Source organism: Actinoplanes sp. NPDC051633, assembly GCF_040681735.1.
In the GTDB taxonomy this organism is placed as follows: Bacteria; Actinomycetota; Actinomycetes; order Mycobacteriales; family Micromonosporaceae; genus Actinoplanes.
On the sequence record NZ_JBFAZH010001232.1, the window covers coordinates 1 to 2212 of the forward strand.

General features: G+C 68.8%; 3 protein-coding genes. 2 read left to right on the top strand and 1 reads right to left on the bottom strand.

All coding sequences use genetic code 11. From position 1 onward, the window contains the following. On the top strand, positions 1-739 hold a 739-nt coding region (locus AB0M20_RS39390), incomplete at its 5' end, for an AAA family ATPase (RefSeq protein WP_364306145.1). 112 nt (positions 740-851) lie between these two features. Beyond that, positions 852-1853, top strand: a complete 1002-nt coding sequence (locus AB0M20_RS39395) for a hypothetical protein (RefSeq protein WP_364306146.1) — start codon at positions 852-854, stop codon at positions 1851-1853. On the opposite strand, the gene AB0M20_RS39400 is transcribed toward AB0M20_RS39395, so the two are convergent. After that, positions 1850-2212, bottom strand: a 363-nt coding sequence (locus AB0M20_RS39400) for a TetR-like C-terminal domain-containing protein (protein ID WP_364306148.1), incomplete at its 5' end; no start/stop codon positions are given. The genes AB0M20_RS39395 and AB0M20_RS39400 overlap by 4 nt on opposite strands.

A 2212-nucleotide genomic window follows, 5' to 3' on the forward strand; every position in this document is an offset into this window, starting at 1 on the left:
CGGGCCGCCGGGCACCGGAAAAACCTTCGTCGCCCGGCTGCTGGCCCAGCACCTGGCTACCTCGCCGGACCACATCGAGATCACGCAGTTCCACCCGGCGTACTCGTATGAGGACTTCATCGAGGGCCTGCGACCGGTCACCACGGCGACCGGGATGAACTACGAAGTGCGGCCGGGCGTCTTCACCAAGCTCTGTGCCCGCGCGCTGGCCCGGCCCGACGAGACCTTCGTGATGATCATCGACGAGATGAACCGGGCCGACCTGGCAGCCGTGTTCGGTGAGCTGCTGTTCCTCCTGGAATACCGAGGGAGCACCGAGGTCCGCCTGCCCTATTCGCAGGAGAAGCTGTCCGTCCCGCCGAATCTGCTTCTGCTGGGCACGATGAACACTGCCGACCGCAGCCTCGCCCTCCTGGACTTCGCACTGCGCCGGCGCTTCCACGCCTTTCCCCTCGAACCCAGCGACCAAGTCCTCGAAGCCTGGGCGAAGCACCGGTCGGCCGACAGCTCCGACCTCGTGCTCGGGGTGTTCCGGCTCATCCGCGACCGAGTCGGCCCGAGCGCGCCGGTCAGCCCAGGACACTCTTACTGGATGACCGAAGGGCTGGACGCGGCGGTCGCCGAGCGGATCTGGGCCTATCAGCTCCGGCCCTACCTGGCGGAGTTCTGGTTCGAGCAGCCCGCCGAGCTCGAGCAGCTGGACACCGACGTGCGGGCGCTGATCGGTGAAGGCACCTGAGTTCATCGAGCTGGTCGAGTACCGGACCAGCTCGCACGCGCTGAACCACGACGAGGCAGCGGAACTCGCCGGCCTCACCAAGGGCACCACCGGGACGAAGGACCGCCCGCGGGTGATCGAGCGGCTCACCCCGGTGAAGAAGACCGACACCTATGACATTCAGCCGGGACCCTACGTCGGGCGGTTCCGACTGCGAAGCGGCCGCGTCGTCAACGTGAGCAGCCGGTTCTCGTTCGCCGACCTCGCCACCCTGTTGGCGCTCGGCCGCAAGACCACGATGCTGTATGACGACGCCACCGCCGCCGGGCGGAGCGGCGAGGGTCTCGTCGACCTGATCGCGCTCGCATTTGTTCGTGAGGTGGAGCGCATCGCGGGCCACGGGCTCCTCAAGGGCTATGAGCGCAGGACCTACACGCGGCCGCCCTATGCCGGCGCGCCCTCGATGACCGTTCACCTCAGCGCGCATGCCGGCCGGCCGGACCGGATGGCCACCACCGCCAGCCGGCTCACCCAAGATCTGACCGTGAACCGCATCATCGCCGCCGCCCACCGGCGACTGTGCGGCCTGACGTACCTGACCAAGGGCTTCGACGTGCGCCTGCGCGCGCTGCAACCGGTCTTTCAGCAGCTCACGCCGCTCGACGGCCCTGCACCTCGGGTTGACGTCGTCCCGCCGCGCTATCGCGACGCCTACCAGCTCGCGCGCCTGGTTCTCGGCGATCGGCGCGCCCTGCCCACCGGCGTGGGCGTCGCGGGCGTCAGCGTGCTGTTCAACATGACTCAGATCTGGGAGGAGTACGTCGGCCGCTGGGTGAGCGCGCAATTCCCGGACTGCGACGTCTCCGCCCAACACAAGATCCCGATCGCGGACAAGATCGATGGCTGGGCAGACCTCGTAGTGCTCCGGAAGGGGGTCCCAGAGGCGGTGTTCGACGCCAAGTACCGCCCGTGGAAGGAGCGGCCGACCACGAGCGAGGTGTACCAGATGTTCACCTACGCCAAGCTGCTTGGGGTCTCTCGTGCCGCCCTGGTCCATCCGGGCGAAAAGGCGCAGAGCGCGTCGATCACAATCGGCGGGCTGACCATCGAGAACCGCGCGATCCCGATCGTCTAAGCGGCGGCGCCGCGGAGGATGGCGTCGACCAGGGCCTCCGCGAAGTTCTCGGCCGGGGCGTTCGGGACCAGGTTCAGCAGGTTCTGGGCCAGGCCCGGCGCCGTCAGCATCAGGACCGTCAGCTCTATGTCCAGGTCCTTGCGCAGCTCGCCCGACTCGATGCCGCGGCGCAGCACGCCGCGCATCACGTCCCGGCGGGGCTCGCTCACCGCCTGGAACGCCTTGCGCAGCTCTTCATCGCGGAAGAACTCCGGCAGCAGGCAGGCCGCCACCCGGCCGAACTCCGCCGCCCTCTTGCTGCGCGCCGTCGCCACCAGCATGACCAGGTCCTCGCGCACCGACTCGCCGCGCGGCTGCGG